The sequence below is a fragment of the Leptobacterium flavescens genome (assembly GCF_010671605.1).
In the GTDB taxonomy this organism is placed as follows: domain Bacteria; phylum Bacteroidota; class Bacteroidia; order Flavobacteriales; family Flavobacteriaceae; genus Leptobacterium; species Leptobacterium flavescens.
The window spans coordinates 869,119-887,897 of sequence record NZ_JAABOO010000002.1; the positions used below are offsets into that span (position 1 = coordinate 869,119).

At 42.1% G+C, this 18,779-nt stretch carries 15 protein-coding genes; 6 read left to right on the forward strand and 9 right to left on the reverse strand.

Going from position 1 to position 18,779, the window contains the following annotated elements; translation table 11 throughout:
- The first annotated feature begins 21 nt into the window (after window positions 1-21).
- Window positions 22-402 (forward strand): LysM peptidoglycan-binding domain-containing protein, encoded by a 381-nt coding sequence (locus GWK08_RS11450; protein WP_163607323.1) that lies wholly within the window; start codon window positions 22-24, stop codon window positions 400-402.
- A gap of 21 nt (window positions 403-423) precedes the next feature.
- On the opposite strand, the gene cmk is transcribed toward GWK08_RS11450, so the two are convergent.
- Together cmk and lon are read right to left on the reverse strand one after the other, a co-directional pair.
- A complete protein-coding gene (gene cmk / locus GWK08_RS11455) occupies window positions 424-1,125 on the reverse strand; it encodes a (d)CMP kinase (protein WP_163607324.1) in 702 nt (233 codons plus the stop codon).
- A gap of 102 nt (window positions 1,126-1,227) precedes the next feature.
- The gene (lon, locus tag GWK08_RS11460) at window positions 1,228-3,678 is read right to left on the reverse strand and encodes an endopeptidase La (RefSeq protein WP_163607325.1); all 2,451 of its coding nucleotides are present in this window, start codon (window positions 3,676-3,678) and stop codon (window positions 1,228-1,230) included.
- A gap of 288 nt (window positions 3,679-3,966) precedes the next feature.
- On the opposite strand from lon, the gene GWK08_RS11465 reads away from it, so the two are divergent.
- Genes GWK08_RS11465 through GWK08_RS11480 form a run of 4 tightly spaced genes read left to right on the forward strand, consistent with a single transcriptional unit; the run spans window position 3,967 to window position 6,925 of the window.
- Window positions 3,967-4,524 (forward strand): RNA polymerase sigma factor, encoded by a 558-nt coding sequence (locus tag GWK08_RS11465; protein ID WP_163607326.1) that lies wholly within the window; start codon window positions 3,967-3,969, stop codon window positions 4,522-4,524.
- Complete coding sequence (locus GWK08_RS11470) at window positions 4,521-5,081, forward strand: hypothetical protein (protein WP_163607327.1); 561 nt, start codon at window positions 4,521-4,523, stop codon at window positions 5,079-5,081. Before GWK08_RS11465 ends, GWK08_RS11470 begins: the two co-directional genes overlap by 4 nt.
- Entirely contained in the window at window positions 5,062-6,144 is a 1,083-nt protein-coding gene (locus tag GWK08_RS11475) for a DUF4097 domain-containing protein (RefSeq protein WP_163607328.1), read from the forward strand. The genes GWK08_RS11470 and GWK08_RS11475 overlap by 20 nt, the downstream gene beginning before the upstream one ends.
- 31 nt (window positions 6,145-6,175) lie before the next feature.
- Window positions 6,176-6,925 (forward strand): head GIN domain-containing protein, encoded by a 750-nt coding sequence (locus tag GWK08_RS11480; RefSeq protein WP_163607329.1) that lies wholly within the window; start codon window positions 6,176-6,178, stop codon window positions 6,923-6,925.
- A 79-nt stretch (window positions 6,926-7,004) separates the two neighbouring features.
- Here the strand turns inward: GWK08_RS11480 and GWK08_RS11485 are convergent, their stop codons facing one another.
- From GWK08_RS11485 to GWK08_RS11515, 7 genes are all read right to left on the reverse strand, one after another.
- Window positions 7,005-7,508, reverse strand: coding sequence for a DUF6252 family protein (locus tag GWK08_RS11485; protein WP_163607330.1), 504 nt, complete (start codon window positions 7,506-7,508; stop codon window positions 7,005-7,007).
- Between the two features lie 219 nt (window positions 7,509-7,727).
- Complete coding sequence (locus tag GWK08_RS11490; protein ID WP_163607331.1) at window positions 7,728-9,035, reverse strand: MFS transporter; 1,308 nt, start codon at window positions 9,033-9,035, stop codon at window positions 7,728-7,730.
- 82 nt (window positions 9,036-9,117) lie between these two features.
- Window positions 9,118-9,933, reverse strand: coding sequence for a M48 family metallopeptidase (locus GWK08_RS11495; RefSeq protein WP_163607332.1), 816 nt, complete (start codon window positions 9,931-9,933; stop codon window positions 9,118-9,120).
- Window positions 9,934-9,979: 46 nt separating this feature from the next.
- Window positions 9,980-12,379, reverse strand: a complete 2,400-nt coding sequence (locus tag GWK08_RS11500; RefSeq protein WP_163607333.1) for a glycoside hydrolase family 31 protein — start codon at window positions 12,377-12,379, stop codon at window positions 9,980-9,982.
- Between the two features lie 61 nt (window positions 12,380-12,440).
- The gene (glgB, locus tag GWK08_RS11505) at window positions 12,441-14,345 is read right to left on the reverse strand and encodes a 1,4-alpha-glucan branching protein GlgB (RefSeq protein WP_163607334.1); all 1,905 of its coding nucleotides are present in this window, start codon (window positions 14,343-14,345) and stop codon (window positions 12,441-12,443) included.
- A 10-nt stretch (window positions 14,346-14,355) separates the two neighbouring features.
- Window positions 14,356-15,993 carry a trehalose synthase gene (locus GWK08_RS11510; protein WP_163607335.1) on the reverse strand — a complete coding sequence of 546 codons (1,638 nt, stop codon included), beginning with the start codon at window positions 15,991-15,993 and terminating at the stop codon, window positions 14,356-14,358.
- Window positions 15,994-16,005: 12 nt separating this feature from the next.
- Window positions 16,006-17,946 carry an alpha-1,4-glucan--maltose-1-phosphate maltosyltransferase gene (locus GWK08_RS11515; RefSeq protein ID WP_163607336.1) on the reverse strand — a complete coding sequence of 647 codons (1,941 nt, stop codon included), beginning with the start codon at window positions 17,944-17,946 and terminating at the stop codon, window positions 16,006-16,008.
- A gap of 217 nt (window positions 17,947-18,163) precedes the next feature.
- Here GWK08_RS11515 and GWK08_RS11520 point away from each other — a divergent pair, with 217 nt between their 5' ends.
- A complete protein-coding gene (locus GWK08_RS11520; protein WP_163607337.1) occupies window positions 18,164-18,712 on the forward strand; it encodes a collagen-like protein in 549 nt (182 codons plus the stop codon).
- The last annotated feature ends 67 nt before the right edge of the window (window positions 18,713-18,779 follow it).

Sequence of the window (18,779 nt, forward strand, 5' to 3'; positions counted from 1 at the left end):
AATTATTAAAATTTCAATGATATGAGTGCTAAATCAAAATACCAGCCAGTACTGGACTTAGGCCAGGAATTCAACATTCAGGACGGAGATGTAAGTGAAGAAGGAGGAGTGTTAAAAATAAAAGGAGTTGCCAATACCCCTTATGAGAAAAATGCTTTATGGGACAAGATCAAAGAAATAGGAGGAGAAAACCCATCAGATATTAAAGCAAACATAACTATAGCCGACGAATCCGTATATCACAGACATGTTGTAAAAAGCGGAGAGACTTTGGGTAAGATCGCCAAGCATTATTACGGAAATGCTGCCAAGTACAATGCCATCTTCCAGGCGAATACGGATAAACTTAAGAATCCCGATCTTATTTATCCCGATCAGGAGTTGATCATTCCGAATCTGTAAAAGATCTCACTCCTCTCAATCCTATTGAGGGGAGTTTTTTATTAAACGTAAAGCGTAACCGTATATCCTTTCAAATTGTTCTTCCAGCCCCATATCCGAATTATCTATCTCTATAGCATCTTCAGCCTTTACCAGAGGGGAATTCTCGCGGTGAGAATCGATATAATCCCTGTCGGTAACATTTTTCAGGACCTGCTCATAACTCACTTCATCTCCCCTGTCCAGCAATTCCTTATAGCGTCTGTGCGCTCTTGTTTCTGCAGAGGCCGTGAGGAATAATTTTAGTTCGGCATCCGGGAACACCACGGTTCCTATATCCCGGCCATCCATAACGATCCCTTTGTTCTTTCCCATTTCCTGCTGGATCTCTACCAGTTTTACCCTCACTTCCTTAATAGCGGCTATAGGGCTGACAAAACTGGAAACACGAAGCATTCTGATCTCTTTTTCCACATTCTTACCATTGAGGTAGATCTCGGCATAACCCAGCTTCTCATTAAACTCAAAATGCAGTTTGATCTCAGGCAGGTGTTTCTTCATTGCCCTTTTATTACATCCGGAGTCTCCTATAATATCGTTGTTCAGGGCGTAAAGGGTTACAGCCCTGTACATAGCTCCGGTATCTACGTAAACATATCCTAATTCGGCAGCCAGTTTTTTAGCAACCGTACTTTTTCCCGTAGAGGAAAAACCATCGATAGCAATTGTAATTTTTCTCTGCATACCGCAAAATAAAAGAAAATAATTGAGGCAAACCGCCCTTTTTAAAAAAAGAAAACCCCGACACTTAAGATCGGGGTCTATAGGATATACACAATCAGTGTATTAAAGTTTTTTAGGATTTTTTACGTTCTGATCGGTTACGGCAATATCGATCACCTCACTCATTTCCGTTACATAATGGAAAGTAAGTCCCTTTAGATATTCCTGCTTGATCTCTTCTATATCCTTTCTGTTGTCTTCACACAGGATAATCTCTTTGATCCTTGCTCTTTTGGCCGCCAAGATCTTTTCTTTTATTCCTCCTACCGGCAATACCTTTCCTCTCAGGGTGATCTCTCCGGTCATAGCCAGGCTCTTTTTCACCCTTTTCTGAGTAAACAGGGATACGAGGGAGGTAAGCATCGTAATCCCGGCACTGGGCCCGTCTTTAGGAGTAGCTCCTTCCGGAACGTGTATGTGTACATTGTATTTTTCAAAAATATCGGGTTGGATTCCCCATTTATCGGCATTGGCCTTAATGTATTCCATGGCGATCGTAGCCGATTCCTTCATCACTTTCCCCAGGTTACCCGTAATATTCAGGCTTCCTTTTCCTTTGGAAAGAATAGATTCGATAAATAATATATCTCCTCCCACACTGGTCCATGCCAGTCCGGTTACCACACCTGCAACTTCATTGTTCTCATACTTATCTCTTTCCAGACGTGCAGGTCCGAGTACCTTTATAATATCTTCATTGGAAACCTTTACCGCATACGATTCTTCCATGGCAATGGACTTGGCCGCATATCGAACCATTTTAGCGATCTGTTTTTCCAGAGAACGAACACCCGACTCACGGGTATAACCTTCTACGATCATCTCCAGTTGTTTTTTACCGATCTTAAGGTGTTCGGAAGAAAGTCCGTGTTCCTTAAGCTGCTTCGGTAAAAGGTGCTGTCTGGCGATCTCTACTTTTTCTTCTATGGTATAACCGGTAACATTAATGATCTCCATACGGTCTCTTAAAGCCGGTTGTATGGTATTAAGGCTATTGGCTGTAGCGATGAATAATACTTTAGACAGATCGTACCCCATCTCCAGGAAGTTATCGTAGAATTCTGTGTTCTGCTCGGGGTCCAGTACCTCCAGCATAGCAGAAGACGGATCTCCCTGATGACTGTTAGACAATTTATCTATCTCATCCAGTACAAATACCGGGTTGGATTTCCCTGCCTTTTTAATAGATTGTATGATCCTTCCGGGCATAGCTCCAATATAGGTTTTTCTGTGCCCTCTTATTTCTGCCTCATCTCTCAATCCACCCAAAGACATTCTTACGTATTCTCTTCCCAGTGCTTCTGCCACAGATTTTCCAAGAGATGTTTTACCAACTCCCGGAGGTCCGTAAAGACATAGGATAGGCGATTTCATATCTCCTCTCAATTTCAGGACAGCCAGGTATTCGATGATCCTGCGCTTTACATCTTCCAGACCGTAATGATCCCTGTCCAGGATGCCCTGAGCATTTTTAAGATCGAACTTATCTGAAGAATATTCATCCCAGGGTAGTTCCAGAAGCAACTCCAGGTAGTTACGCTGAATAGAGTATTCGGCTACCTGCGGATTCATTCGCTGCATTTTACTCAGCTCCTTATCGAAATGCTCCCTTACTTTTTTATTCCATTTTTTGTCCTTGGCTTTTCCGCGCATATCCTCGATCTCCTCTTCAGAACCTCCGCCACCGAGCTCTTCCTGAATGGTTTTCATCTGCTGATGAAGGAAATACTCACGCTGCTGCTGATCGAGATCATGTCGTACCTTGGATTGAATGTCGTTTTTTAACTCCAGTTTCTGGAGCTCCACATTCATATATTTAAGAGTGGCAAGTGCCCTGTCCTTAAGGTCATCTACTGCAAGTAATTCCTGCTTCTCCCTAACCGAAAGGTTCATATTGGAAGAAACAAAGTTGATAAGGAAGGAATTACTCTCTATATTTTTAATGGCAAAGGAAGCTTCGGTTGGGATATTCGGGTTGTCCCTGATGATCTGTAACGAAAGTTCCTTAATAGAATCTATAATGGCCTTGAATTCTTCATTCTCATCGGCAGGCCTCACTTCCGAAACCTCCCCTACGGATGCATTCATATAAGGTTCCGTGGTAAGGATCTCATTTATCTTAAATCTCTTTTTTCCCTGGATGATCACCGTAGTATTCCCGTCAGGCATCTGAAGTACGCGTAAAATACGTGCTACCGTACCCAAAGAGTTGATATCGTCTATACCCGGATCCTCAATCGATTCGTCCTTTTGCGAAACTACACCTATAACCTTACTTCCGTTATTGGCATCCTTAATAAGTTTAATGGATTTATCCCTCCCTGCAGTAATGGGAATTACAACACCCGGGAACAATACCGTATTTCTCAAGGGGAGGATCGGTAAAACATCGGGAAGGCTTTCCCTATTGATCTCCTCTTCATCTTCCGGGGTCATTAAAGGAATGAGTTCTGCATCCTCATCGATTCCGTGAAATGACAAACTGTCAATATTTAAAAAATTAGATTTACCCATATCTTTATTTAAAGTCAATCTGTCATTAACGACAGGGTGACACTTTATTTATTAACTTGTATCTTTTTAAACAAACGCCCTTATATCAATCATATCTGTGTACGGGACCGCTTGCGATTATACCTAGGCAATAGTTATGCCAATTTAAGGGGTTCCCCTATTTTTTAAGTGTATTTTCACGAATACGAAAGCTGTGGATTTAGAAAATTACGGTGTAAAACTGAAAAAATTGAGGTCAACTGTAACAATTTAAATTTTGTGTCATCATTATAACAAATTATCAACTTTTTGAGCCAACAAAAGTTACATACTGATGTATTATTACAATCGTGTGCCAAGGGCGACCGATTTGCGCAAATGGAGATTTACAATCGCTATTACAAGGCCATGTACAACACAGCCTTAAGGATCGTAAAAGATTCATTTGAAGCAGAAGACATTATGCAGGAATCGTTTTTAAACGCGTTTACGAAACTTGATACTTTTAAAGGAGAAGTGACTTTCGGAGCCTGGTTAAAGCGTATAGTAGTAAACAACAGTATCTATCATTATCGTAAAAAACAAAAGAGCAATAGTGTCTCTTTGGAGGAAGTAATGTATAGGGTTGAAGATAACGATGGAGTTACTGAAGATCATGAGTTTACAAACGTTCAGGCTCAAAAAGTTTTGGAGACCATGAAAACACTGAAAGATAATTACAGAGTTTCTTTGACCCTACATTTAATTGAAGGGTTCGATCACGAAGAAATTTGTGAGATAATGGGGATCAGTTATGCAAATTGCAGGACCACGATCTCCAGGGCGAAGGAAAGTTTACGAAAGAAATTAACGCAGATATGCACATGAAAAAGGATCATTTAGAAAAACTGTTTAACCAACTGGAAGGCGAATTTGACCTGGAAAACCCTCAGGAAGGGCATCAGGATCGCTTTTTACAAAAATTAATGGCCAATGATAACACAAGTACTCCTGTAACTTCTCAACGCAAACAACGAAACTGGTGGAAGCCACTGTCTATTGCAGCTACTTTCCTGTTACTGGTTTCAGTTGGAATTGGGATCAACAAATACAACACGGAAAATGAAGTGGTCGTTTCTCCTGAGATCCAGGAAACACAATTTTACTTTGCTTCCCTCCTTGAACAGGAAGTGGAAAAGGTAAACGCGGCCACCACAGCCGAAACCAAAGTAATCATTGACGATGCAATGGTTCAATTAAAAAAATTAGAAAAAGATTATGAAAAGCTGGAAAATGCTCTTTTAGAGAACGGAGACAGTAAACAATTGCTCTACGCAATGATTACCAACTTCCAGACAAGAATTAACCTCTTAAAAGAAGTATTGATCCAAATTGAAGAAATTAAAGAACAAAAAGATCAGCAAAATGAAAGTACAATTATCTAAATACCTATGTATACTTTTCCTTATACCTTCACTGGTACTTGCAAATAATAACTGGAAAGGAAAATACACCAAAGAAAAGAAAATCAATAAAGAATTTGATGTGTCTGCCGACGCTGCCTTAAAGATAAGCAACAGCTACGGAAACCTGTCGGTCACTTCATGGAACCAGAATAAAGTAGTTATCGAGGTTCATATCATGACCAACGGAAACAACGAAGAAAAGGTGCAGAAGAAACTGGATCAGATAGACGTGGATTTTGAAGCTTCAAGAAGCCTGGTTCAGGCCAAGACCATCTTTAACAAAAGCCGCACCAGTTCCTGGTGGGGATCCAAAAAGAACAATGTAAATATGAAGATCAACTATACCATTAAGGTACCTGTAACCAACAGTGTTGATCTGAATAACGACTACGGTCATATTAATCTGGATAAAATTGAAGGAGATGCTAAGATCAGCTGTGATTACGGACGCCTGATCATAGGAGAGCTTCTCAGTAACAACAATATCCTTTCTTTCGATTATACCAGAAAATCTACCATAGAATATATGAGAGGCGGAAAGATCAGTGCGGATTACTCAGGCTTTGAGATTGATAGAGCAGGAAATCTAACGATCAGTGCAGACTATACCGATTCTACGGTTAAAGATGGAAAAGACATTAAATACTCGGCAGATTACGGAAGCCTGAATATTGGAAAAGCGAACAGCGTAAGCGGTTCCGGAGATTATATCACTACGCGTTTAGGAAGCATAAGCGGAGATGTGGATATCACAGCAGATTACGGATCTCTGAGAATAGAGCAGCTTACCGGAAATGCGGGAAATGTTACGATCAGAGCCGATTATACCGGAATTAAGATCGGTTATGCACCGGATTATCACTTTAATTTTGAAGTACGCCTGGAATACGCAAGCATGAGAGGTGGAGATGATTTCGATTACAAGATCAAAAGATCCAATTCGGGCGACAAATATTATCAGGGGCATTACGGAAGTGCCGGAAGCGGTAAAAACATTTCCATTACTGCCGACTACGGAGGAGTGACCTTTTTTAAAAGTTAAATCAATCATAAACATTAAATAGACAAAAATCATGAAGAAACTTATAACCTTAGGATTAGGGCTGTTGTTTGCAACCACTGTAAATGCACAATGGTGGGGCAGCAAAAAAGTAAAAGGCGATGGGAATATCGTAACCAAGGAACGCAGCTTAGGAGATTATGAAAGTGTTGGCGTAGCCGGAAATCTTGATGTAGAACTGGTATCGGGATCTGAGGGAAAACTTACCCTGGTAATGGATGAAAATCTATTGGAATACGTAGAGACCGAGATCAAGAACGATCATCTTAAGATCTATGTTAAAAAAGGCTACAGTTTGCAACCTTCCCGTAAAAGCGGGTCAAAAAACGGGAATAAAATCCTTATCATAGTTCCGGTTGAAGATATTTCTTCCGTGTCATTGGCAGGGTCCGGAGATGTGAATACCAAAGATATGGTAATAAAAGCTTCGGGCTTTAAAGCTAGTGTAGCCGGATCGGGAGATATGAACCTGGATGTGGAAGCTGATGAATTAAGCGGAAGCGTAGCCGGATCAGGAGATCTGAGACTTAGAGGTAAAACCTCCTTTTTTAAAGGAAAAGTAGCCGGGTCCGGAGATATTCACGGATATGAGCTTACTTCCGGAGATGTGGAAGTTTCTGTTGCCGGATCAGGAGATATAAAAATTCACTGTAATGGTAATCTGAAAGCTCGTGTTACCGGATCGGGAGATATCCGATACAAAGGAAACCCGACCAAAGAAGATACCAAAGTAGTAGGATCAGGAGATGTTTCAAGAGGGTAATACATAAATCATCAATCAATGATAAAAGCCGTGCTTGTTTTAAGCACGGCTTTTATTTTGTAATTATGTTTGTCCGGGTTTACTCCCTGTTTAGACTCACCTTTTCAAAAACACCATTTTGCAGTTTCACCGGAATATAATCCTCATTATGAGCGGTGAAATTAAATTCTCCGGAAATGGTATTATTCACCTCATCATAAGAAGTAATAATGATCTCCCCGGAAATCCCGTCGATCTGGTTTGTTAAATACCCTTCATTCTCAGCATTCAGAAGATAACCTGCAATATTACCATCGGGGTTCTCCTCGGTCTTCCCGAGAACAACAACATCTTCTGTGTCCATACGGAAAGTAAGGAATACAGAACGATCGGTCTCCACATTGGTTCCCACAATATTTACGAGGGTACCCTGGGTGTTAACTGTTACTCTGTCTGCGTTGAATTTAAATTGTCCAACATCTACCTGAAGAAAGTTTACAGTGTTTAACTCTTCCTGAGTTATATCACCGTCTGTTGAACATGAGTTGAAAAATAAAAGTATTGGGGTTAGATAGCATAGTAGGAATAATCTTTTAATAGTCATATTCCTAATTTTGTTACGGGGCGAATATAGATTATTCCCTTCGAGCTACAAAATTAAGTTCGACAAAAGTGTTAAATTATCGTTCAAAAACACAAAAAATTTAAGAATTCTTTTAGAAAAAATATATTGAACCAATCTTTCTCTAAATAATTAGCATTTTACGATAACCCCTTATTTTCCGGGTGTTTTTTACCCTTCTACGGTTTTTCAGTTTCTCTTTTACGGTTTTTTGTCCCTGGGGATAAACAACAACAGGATAAGTCCTATGGCGAAGAACAGGATAATAGAAACAATGGATGCCCGCATACTACCTGTAATCTGGGCAATAAAACCAAAGATGAACATTCCGATAACGATCCCTATCTTTTCCGCAACATCGTAAAAACTAAAAAACGAGGTGGTATCTTCCGTTTCCGGAAGGAACTTGGAATAGGTAGATCGGGAAAGTGCCTGTATCCCTCCCATGACCAATCCGACAAAACCTGCAGTGATATAGAATTCCATCGGGCTCTCCACAAAATAGGCAAAGGCACAGATGATACACCATATAATATTGATAACGATGAGGGTTTTTATATTTCCATATCTGGCGGAAGCTTTGGAAGTAAGCTCGGCACCGGCAACAGCTACCAGCTGGATCAGCAAGATACTCACTATAAGTCCTATGGTCCTTTCGGTATCTCCACCCCATGCAATTTCTTCTTCCCCGAAAAAGGCTGCGATAAGCATAACGGTCTGAACGGCCATACTGTACACAAAAAAGGCCCTCAGATACGCCTTAAGTTTGGGAGAATCTCCTAATCTGTTCCAGACTCCTTTCAGCTCCCTGAAGCCGTTAAAAATAACGTCTTTAGTAGCGGGTTTTCCAAGGTCATGCCCTTTAGGTAAGTAATAAAAACTGTATTGGCTAAAGCCCATCCACCAGATCCCGACCATGATAAAAGAGATCTTGGTAGGCTCTCCTGCACCTTCAAAACCAAACCACTCGTATTTCATGATCATAAGCAGATTGAGGATCAGGAGAAGTACACTTCCGATATATCCCCAGGAATACCCCTTGGCACTTATGGCATCCTGTTGTTCCTTAAATGCAATATCGGGCAGGTAGGAATTGTAGAAAACCAGACTGGCCCAAAAGCCTATAAGTCCCAGGAAATAACACAGAAGCCCGAAATAGATATTTTCCAGGCTAAAGAAATAAAGCCCGATACAGGAAAGCGATCCCAGGTAACAGAAAAACTTTAGAAAGATCTTTTTATTTCCTGTATAATCTGCTATTCCGGAAAGCAAGGGTGAGATAAAAGAAACCACCAGGAAGGCTGCTGCCGTAACGTAGCTGATCAGCGGGCCACGGGCAATGAGCCCTCCGAAGACCTCAATTTTTTCGATCCCTGCATCCCTGAAAAGTGCTCCGTAAAAAATAGGAAAGATAGCCGATGAAATGGTTAAACTGTAGACTGAATTTGCCCAGTCGTAGAATGCCCAGGCATTCAGGAGTTTTTTACTCCCCTTAGCTAATGTTGCCATATATCATAAATTAAAAAAGCTGCTCTGTGTTTGAGCAGCTTCTAAAATATAAATATTTTTTGAGGTATGGATTATCTGGAAATTATTTCTGGAATTTGGTCACTCCGAATTTCTTTGCTTCCTCCACCGCTTTAGGTGCCAGATTGGTCAGGTTCTGGATACGGGTATCATTGGAAGGGTGTGTACTCAAAAATTCCGGTGGTGCCTGTCCGCCTCTTGCCTTCATACGCTTCCACAATTCTGCGGCTTCATACGGATTATATCCGGCTATGGCCATGATCTGGATCCCGATCGCATCTGCTTCACTTTCATGGCTTCTGCTAAAAGGCAACATTCCCCCTACCGTAGTTCCAATACCATAAGCCTGCATCCAGGTATTCTGTGCTTCCGCATCCTTTCCGCTGGTCGCTACCGCTACTCCCACGGCTCCGATCTGCTGAAGGGTACCTGCACTCATACGCTGAGCTCCGTGATCTGCCAGAGCATGCGCTACTTCATGCCCCATAACCACCGCTACCCCGGTTTCATTTTGTGTAATCGGCAATATTCCGGTATAAAAAGCAATTTTTCCTCCGGGCATAGCCCAGGCATTTACCTGATCGTCATTGATCAGGTTATACTCCCATCTGTAATCTTTTAAATATCCCGGATAACCGTTAGCAGTAAGCCATTTATCTGCTGCCGCAGCAATACGTTGCCCTACTCTCTTGATCATCTCGGCATCCTTTGTTCCCTTCACTACCTTACTTTCTCCCAATACCTGATTGTACTGCTGGAAAGAAGTCGGGAACAACTGACTATTACTCACAAAGTTCAAGGTTTTTTTACCTGTAAAAGGGTTGGTTTTACAGGAAACAACAAAGAATAATATCGAAAATATAAATACAAATCGTCTCATAATTGCGTGATTTTTTAATGTCATTATAAAATTACGAACTTTAAAACTATTCCCCTATAATGTGAAGCTCGGTAAAATCTTTATCGATAATCATACTATTATCTCCGTTGAGTTTCACTTTTTCGAACGCTACCTCCTCATTATCGAATTCTATCTTGCTTACCTTGAACGGCAGTCCGTGTAAACAAAGCTTTATTTTTTCATAGGAAGTGGTATACTTTCCTTCCTTATGCTGTTGAAGGATCAGTTCGTTCTTTCTCCCCGTCAGTTTAAAAGTACGAAGGCTGTAACGCCCCTTTTTATAATCATAACCGTCCTGCCCGTCTTCGTAAACAGCCGATTGTTCTTTTCCTTTTTTGTAATATACGTCGAGACTCAGTTCTTTGATCTCTTTCTCCCCCACATACTGCTGTATAGGATATTTGGGGATGATAGCTCCTTTTTTGATGAACAGGGGTATCTTGTCTATATCTGCGGATACCCAGTGTTCTTTTCCCCCTGAGACCACTTCATCTGTCCAGTAATTATACCATTCGCCCCTTGGGATATACATACGTCTGCCCTTGGCATTCGGTTCCAGGATCGGGCATACCAGTATTTTCTCTCCGAAAATAAACTCATCGGTCCTGTAATGGGTCTGATTGTCTTCCTGATCGTAGTATACCAGCGGTTTTAGCATGGGAATCCCATCATTTATATATCTCCAGAACATGGTGTAGATATACGGAAGCAGCTGATACCTCATCTCAATGAACTTACGGGTAATATTGAGTACTTCTTCCCCGAAAGACCAGGGTTCCTGGTCCCCGTGATCTCCACTTGAATGCACCCTGCAAAAGGGATGGAATACTCCTAATTGTATCCATCTGGCAAATAATTCTCCTGTAGGTTGTTCCGCAAAGCCACCTATATCAGAACCGGTAAAGCTCATCCCGCTCATACACATGCGCTGTACCTGAATATTGGCGATCCAGAGATGTTCCCAGGTAGCTACATTATCTCCTGTCCAGGAGGAAGTATAACGTTGTGCCCCGGAATAGGCAGATCTGGTAATGATAAACGGACGCTTGGGATAGGCAAATCGCTTAACCCCTTCATAGGTAGCCCTGGCCATCTGCATTCCGTAAACATTATGCGCTTTGCGGTGGCTGCAGGGGTGACCGTCATAATCGTGCCTCACATCCAGCGGAAAGGTTTTGGTAGGCACTTCCATGACTGCGGGTTCATTCATATCGTTCCACACTCCCTTAACTCCTATATCTCCTATCAGTTCCTTATATAGCCCGGCCCACCATTCTCTGACGTCCGGGTGGGTAAAATCGGGGAAATTACATTCTCCCGGCCATACTTTCCCTCTCATATACGGGCCGTCTGCGCGTTTGCAGAAATAATCCTTGTCCTTTGCTTCCTGATATACCCAGTAATCCTTATCAACCTTAATTCCCGGATCGATAATGACCACGGTTTTAAAGCCATCCTCTTTAAGTTCTTTGACCATCCTCTTCGGATCTGAGAAATACTCCTTGTTCCAGGTAAAACAACGGAAACCTTCCATATAATCTATGTCCAGATATATAGCATCACAGGGAACCTGTAATTCCCTGAACTTCCCGCTGATCTCTTTTACCTTGGATTCTGGATAATAACTCCACTTACACTGATGAAATCCGAGGGCCCATAAAGGAGGAAGCTCCGGTTTTCCGGTAAGATCGGTATATGAAGTAACCACCTCCGCAACCGAAGGCCCGTAAAAGAAATAATAATTCATTTCTCCTCCGTCTGCCCAGAAGCTGGCTACATTTCTCCGCTCCTGGCAAAAGTCGAAATGGGTTTTAAAAGTATTATCGAAGAAAACGCCATAGGCAGTTTTGTGATTCAGTCCTACGTAAAACGGTACCGATTTATACAGGGGATCCTGATCCTTCCCGAAGGCGTACTGATCGGTTCCCCAATTGTGAAGTCTTTTCCCTTTTAGGTTTAAATGAGTAGCCTTATCTCCCAGGCCGTAGAAACTTTCGGCTTCCCTGACCCCTTTACTCATTTTCACGATATTCCCTCCGTACTCGTAATTCTCTTCCCAGTGAAAACCCAGTTCATCTTCATTGATCAGATTTCCTTCCAGGTCAAAAACCCGTACGCGAAGGTTTTCCTTCAGTATCCTGATTTCTAATTTTCCTGTCTTAACAATGTATTCTTCATCAGCTTCCTCCACATCCAGGTGATTATAGCCCCTGCTGGCCTCTTTTGCCAGTGCATAAGAGAAATCCGGTTCAAATACGCCTTCGGTGGCATACCTGAATCTCAAAACGCGGTCTCTGATAACGGTAAGCTCGAGAATAACATCGTTCTCGGTGAAGAAAAACAGTTTATCAACCTCTTTTTTGAAGCTGAGGATTCTTGTGGGATACAAGTTACCCTTGTATTCCAGTTCAGTATTTGTAATCATGGCGGATATTTTACAATTAGCTACAAATGAAAGCTTTTGGTCTGATATATAAAAAAAATGTTTATAAAATCTGAAAAACGACCACGGCTAGAGGAGGGATCCTGATCTCGGCAGAAAAGCTCCTGTGCTGCCATTCTTTTTCCGCTATCGGGATCTCTTTTTTATTACTCACTCCGCTTCCTCCGTATTTTTTATAATCGCTGTTAAAACGCTGTACAAGCTTCCCTCCGGCAGGCAGGCCAACCCTGTAGTTATCTCTCACTATAGGCGTTAAGTTACACACAACAATAAGATCATCTTCAGAACGATTGCCCTTTCGGATATAGGACAGTACGGAATTTTCGGAATCGCTGTAATCGATCCACTGAAAACCTTCGGCACTGAATTGCTTTTCGTAAAGCGCAGGATGGTTCCTGTACAACTTATTCAGGTCGGTAATAAGAGTCTTCATCCCCTTGTGGTAATCGTATTCAAGTAAGTGCCAGTCCAGGCTTTGCTGGAAATTCCACTCTTCGGACTGACCGAACTCTGCCCCCATAAAAAGCAACTTGGCCCCCGGATGGGTGAACATATACGTATAAAGCGTTCTCAGGTTGGCAAAACGCTGCCATTCATCTCCCGGCATCCTTCCCAAAATAGAATGCTTGCCGTAAACCACCTCATCATGAGACAGTGGCAGCATAAAATTCTCGGTAAAAGCATAGGTCATACTAAAGGTAATATCGTTCTGATGGTATTTGCGATATACCGGTTCTTTTTTGAAATAGGTAAGAGTGTCATGCATCCATCCCATCATCCATTTCATTCCGAAGCCAAGCCCTCCTATATAGGTTGGTTTGGATACCATCGGAAAGGAAGTAGATTCTTCGGCAATGGTCTGGACCCCTTCAAAATTCTTATATACTTCTTCATTCAGTTCTTTGAGAAAATCAATGGCCTCCAGGTTTTCACGTCCCCCGTATTTATTGGGTTCCCACTCTCCTTCTTCCCTGGAATAATCCAGATAGAGCATAGAAGCCACCGCGTCTACCCTCAGGCCGTCTACATGATATTTATCCAGCCAGAACAGTGCATTGCTTATGAGGAAGGATTTAACTTCGTTACGGCCATAATTAAAGATCAGGCTTTTCCAGTCGGGGTGATACCCTTTTCTTTTATCGGGATGTTCATACAGGTTAGAGCCGTCAAAAAAGCCCAGTCCGTGTGCGTCTTCCGGAAAATGAGACGGCACCCAATCCATTATTACCCCTATTTCATTCTGATGCAACTTATCTACCAGGACCATAAAATCTTCCGGTTTCCCGAAACGGGAAGTAGGTGCAAAATAGCCTGTAAGCTGATATCCCCAGGAGGGATCATAAGGATATTCCATGGCAGGCATAAACTCTACATGAGTAAAGCCCGTTTCCTTTATATAAGCCACCAGGTCATCGGCCAGGTCCAGATAACTCAGGAATTCATTCCCGTTTTTCCTTTTCCAGGATCCCAGGTGTACTTCATACACTGAAAAAGGCTTGTCTAATCCGTTCTTATCCTTTCGGCCTCCCATCCAGCCTGTATCTTCCCAATTGTGATCCAGTTTCCAGACTACGGAAGCTGTATTGGGCGGATGCTCACAATACAGGGCATAGGGATCTGCCTTCTCGGTTTTAATATCATTGTTATGGGAATGTATCTTGTATTTATAAAGTGATCCCTGATCTACTCCGGGAATAAATCCTTCCCAGATCCCGCTTTCATCCCAACGGACATTAAGCGGATGGTCTCCCTCCAACCAGTGATTAAAATCCCCGATTACAGAAACAGCCTTGGCAGACGGGGCCCATACGGCAAAATAGGTACCCTTTACTCCATCTTTTTCTATCAGGTGTGCGCCCAATTTTTCATATAACCTAAAATGTTTCCCTGCCTTAAAGAGATCTATATCGAAATCGGTAAATAAACTGTGAGGTAAAACGTTACTCATAAATGTTTGCTTAGTTATAGTTCATTATACTGGCTATACCTTCCAGGGGAATTACGGCCCATCTCGGCCTTGAATTCAGCTCATACCCCAATTCATACACCGCTTTTTCCAGCAGGCAGTATTTGAGGAGGAATTCAATTTCATGAATATATCCAATGTTCAGGTTTTCCCTTTGTGCCTTTTCTATATAGGTTTCCAGGAATACCCCGGTCAGGTATCTGTATAATATTTCTCCCGTACGGAAGAGGTCGTTCTTATCGTAAGAGTAATTCTCCATATTGGTAAATATGGTAGAATAAATAGCGTAATGAAAGGAGCGGAACATTCCCGCAACATCCTTCATAGGAGGTTGTTTTACTTTCCGGTCCCTGATGGTACTTTCGGGCTCTCCTTCAAAATCGAGGATATAAAAATCTTCTCCGTTAACCAGTACCTGCCCCAGGTGATAATCGCCGTGAATACGGATCCTCTCACTCTTTAAACGGGTCCAGTCGAAATCGAGAAAATGTTTCCGGATCAGCTTTTTCCGGTCCAGGAACTGCTTGGCCAGTTCGAGTGCCAGGCCATCCAGTTTATGAAGGTTATTCTCTATGGTATTCAGACGATTCTGGAACTGATATATCAACCGGTTCTTCAGCCATACCGTATAATCGCTATTGTAAGTAGTGGGAGTAAATGCCGTATCATGGGTATCACTCCCCAGGGCAATATGCATTTCGGCGGTTCGAAGTGCCAGTTGCTTGACTTTCATAAAAATATTCAGGCCGGCCCAGTCTATGATCTCCGGAGGGATATCTGTTATTTTCAGGCGCTTAAAAAGCGATACTTCCGGCAGGCGTTCCATCCTGATATTTTTGGTTTTCAGGTTATTAAACACCTTATCCAGCTCCTTAAGCATATATTCCCACGCATCTCCCTGATTGGGCACCAGTTCCTGCATCAGCGCCAGCGTAATATCATCATCCTTTCCGAGGTGAAGGTTCACGCTCCCGGTATAGGCCGGGGTATTCCCGAATTTTTTTCGTTCCGTTAAAAAGCGGTTGATCTCATAATCGGGGTTGGTATTGATATAGATCCGCCGGAAGAACTTTAAAACAAACCTGTCGTTATAGATAATAGACGTATTGCTTTGTTCCACTCCCATAAACCGGGATCCTTCATACTTTTTCTCTTTAAAGGCCTCTCCTTTATGAAACCTCACTTTTAAAGCCGGGTTTTCTTCTCCGGCCCCAAGGATCTTTTCGAAAAGAAGTTTTCTGAATTCTTCCTTATGGATGGCATCCATCAGATAACCTTCCTTTCCGTTAAAACTTACTTCCGAAATGGTAGTTCCCGATTTCAGGTCCTTCACCGGGCAAAATGCCAGGGGCATAAAATAATTCTGAAAAAAAGCCTCCTGGAAATTTACTTCCAGTAAGACGCCAAAATAGGTCTCTATCTTGGATTCTATCTTAAAGAAGTCGACAACTTCAATATATTTCAGAGTACTGGCCTTACCCGCATACCACCTTCTGTTCACAATATAATTTTCCAGGATATCCTCAGAAAATACCTTGACGAACTCTTCATTCTGAAAAGCCTTCTCCCAGCTGGTCTTAAAATTAAAAGGGGTATTGAAACTCACTGCTTTCTTAACAGAATCGGCCATAATACTTAACTTTTATTTATTGATCTTAAACAGATGAAATGGCAGGGCCGGGTGTAATTCTACAAAACACCATTCCTTATCCCATACATAACTGCTTCCCGTTACCAGGTCTGACACTCTCAACTGATGTCCTTCCCTGATCCCCAACTCCTGAAGCGGAACCTTTATCCATCCCTGCTTGGAGTAATACGAATCGAGATTGACGATCATCAGGGTCTCATCGGTCCTGTCGTCGTTATATTTGTAATAGGCCAGCAGCATCTCATTATCCGTCTCACAAAACTGGAGATTATTGGTTTGCTGAAGGGATTCACATCCCTTTCTGGCCAGGTTTACTTTTTTGATCACATTGGTTAGCTTATTCTCTTTTTCCCAATCCCAAAACCGCAACTGATATTTTTCGGAATCCAGGTACTCTTCTTTCCCCGGAACCGCATCAGACACCATCTGTTCGAATACCGGGCCGTAGATACCGATATTGGAGCTGAGGGTTGCTGCCATAAAATACCGCATCAGATAGGTGGCTTCATTAGATCCCTGAAGGGGATAAGGGTTAATATCGGGAGTATTCGGCCAGAAATTAGGGCGAAAATATTCCTTCATATCGGTCTGGGTGAGCTCTGTCATATATTCGATCAGTTCGTTCTTGGTATTCCTCCAGGTATAGTAGGTATAAGACTGTGTAAAGCCTTGCTTTGCCAGTTGCTGCATCACCTTGGGACGTGTAAAGGCTTCCGACAGGAATAGCACATCCGAGTGTTTGGATTTTACCTTTTCTATGAGCCATCCCCAGAAATAAAAGGGTTTGGTATGAGGGTTATCCACACGGAACACATTGATCCCGCATTCTTCGATCCAGAATCTCATTATATCGTATAACTCATCCCAGAGTTTTTTCCATTCTTCGCTTTCAAAATAAATGGGCAGGATATCCTGGTATTTTTTTGGTGGGTTCTCCGCATACTGAACGGTTCCGTCTGGCCTCCATTTAAACCACTGAGGGTGTTCCTTTACATAGGGATGGTCCGGAGCGGCCTGCAAAGCATAATCCATTGCTATTTCCAGTCCCATTTCCTTTGCCTTTTTTACGAGGGATTTAAAATCTTCTACGGTACCCAGTTCGGGATGAATAGATTTATGCCCTCCGTCTTTAGAGCCTATCCCCCAGGGAGAACCTACATCGCCTTCAAAAGCTTCGGTAGTATTGTTCTTCCCCTTGCGGTTTACCTCTCCGATCGGGTGCACCGGAGGAAAATAGAGGGTATCAAAACCCATTTCCACGATCCTCGGCAAAAGGAGTTCACAGTCCTTAAAAGTTCCGTGTTTACCTTCTTCCCTCGAAGCAGAACGCGGAAAGAACTCGTACCAGGTAGAAAAGCGCGCTTTTTCGCGATCTACATATACTTTTAATTCATCGGATTGATTCGCGAGGAACTTCTCCGGATATTTCTTAAAGATGTCTCTGAGCTCTGCGGATGCAGCTCCTTTTACTGCACTTTCATAAGCCTCTTCAGAAGCAAAATCTTTCTTAAGGTCATTCAGGTATTTTTTTTCTTCCTTGTTAGCCTTCGGAAGAATGGCATCTATATATTCAATGCCTTCCAGTAATTCTGATTTTACATGCTGATGATCCTCTATCTTGCGTTCGATACCGTGCTGCCAGTTAAGGGCATAATCAACCCAGCCCTCGACCAAATAAGTATAAAATCCCTGTTTTTCCACGGTGAATTCCGCTTCCCAGAAATCATTCCCTTTCGGTTTCATTCGTTCTTCCCTAAAGTTCTTATCCCTGGAATGCTTGTATTTTACACAACATTCAATAATATCGTGGCCATCGGAGAAAACATCGGCGGTAATATGGACCTTTTCCCCAACCACCCGCTTTATAAAATGGATGCCTCCGTCTAGCTGAGGCAGGATATTTTCTATGACAACTCGTTTTTGATCCGGCATTTTCTGAGTAGATTAGTTATAGGTTAAAAATAGGAAAAAAGGAATTAAAAAAAGCCCGTATCCCACTATATATAGAAGTCTCAATAAAAACTTCCCATTGTGTTTTAAATTCGGAGCCAATTGATTTATCTTCTAAAATTCTGTTACCAAAAAGAAAAATGGAACGGTTATTGATTATTGCTGTTCATCCAATATTAATCTATTAAAATCGAAAAACATGTACAAATTACTCAGACTTATTTTTCCCATTTCCCTCGCTTTATTTTTTGTGTCCTGTGAAGGAGATCCGGGACCTCCGGGAATTGACGGTGCCGACGGAATAGACGGGGTTAATATCCTCGGGCAGGTGGTAGAGATCCAGGGCGATTTTACCCAGGGAAATAACTTTACACTCGACTTTACTTTCCCTTCCAGTATAGAAGTGTTTGAATCTGATGCGGTTTTGGTATTCCTTCTGGAAGAAACCGTAGATGACGGAAACGGAGGAACACTCGATGTGTGGACTCCCCTTCCTCAGAACTTCTTCCTGAATGAAGGTTTACTACAATATACATTTAACCACACTTTTGTAGATGTAAGCATCTTTCTGGATGGTGATTTCGACCTGACTTTAACGCCTGATACTTTTACTCAGGATCAGGTATTCAGAATAGTTGTGGTGCCAGGAGAATTTGCACAGAATGCCACTATAGATCTGGGCAATTTCAACACGGTTATGAAAACGCTTAACCTGAGCAGCAAAGACATTAAAAAGTTACCTTTATAATTGTAATTAAATCATTTGCAAACTGACGAAGCCTCTCTCTGAGAGGCTTTTTTCATGCATTCAAGCC